The 712-nt window shown below is 56.5% G+C and carries 1 pseudogene; it reads right to left on the reverse strand.

The features are described 5' to 3' along the window. Nucleotides 1-712, reverse strand: a pseudogene (locus HMPREF3145_RS00320) (IS21 family transposase); the annotation flags it as partial.

Genomic DNA, 712 nt, shown 5'->3' on the forward strand with positions numbered 1-712 from the left:
CGTTGCGAGCCTGGAGGAGTCCGCGGGGGATGGCGGCACTATTACGGTCGAGGATCATCGCTATGACCGCGTGCGTTGCGCAACCAAACGATGATGCCCAGGCCAGCAGTTCGTCGCGGGTGAGCGCCTTGTGGCCTTCATCGTCACCACTTGGCCCATGATTGGGATCAGTGGAGTACCGGTACTTAAATCCGTGAAGACGTGTGTGTTCAGCAACAAGCTGATCCCCGTTGAAGATGCTCACCAGTTGCGGGGTGAGCCTGACTGTTACTGATTCTCCTACCAGCTGAAATGGCACCGAGTAGTACTGGTAGTCACAGGTGATGTGCCAGTTACGATCGACTTTGCACCGCTTGTAGGACACTTCCGTAAACGGTGTCGGCGGCAGGTCGCGCATCATTGGTGCCTCTTCTTGCTCGAAGCGCATGCGCCGTGTTGTCCCATCAGCACGCAGCGTGATGTTGTTGATGTCTTCAAGACGCTCAGTGATCGCTTCATTGAGTTCATCGAGGCTATAGAAGACCTCGTCGCTGAAGTATCCGAGTATTTTGGTGTAGGCGATTTTCACAGCACGCTCTACTGCCGCTTTGTCGCGGGGCCTGCCAGGCCTCGTCGGCACAATCGTGACCCCGTAGTAGTCGGCAAACGCTGAGTAGCGGTCAGTGACCATCCGGTAGCCTGAATGCTTCTTCGGCCGGTAGGTCGCCGTAGA

It is taken from the genome of Corynebacterium sp. HMSC05C01 (assembly GCF_001807155.1).
Lineage (GTDB): Bacteria > Actinomycetota > Actinomycetes > Mycobacteriales > Mycobacteriaceae > Corynebacterium > Corynebacterium coyleae.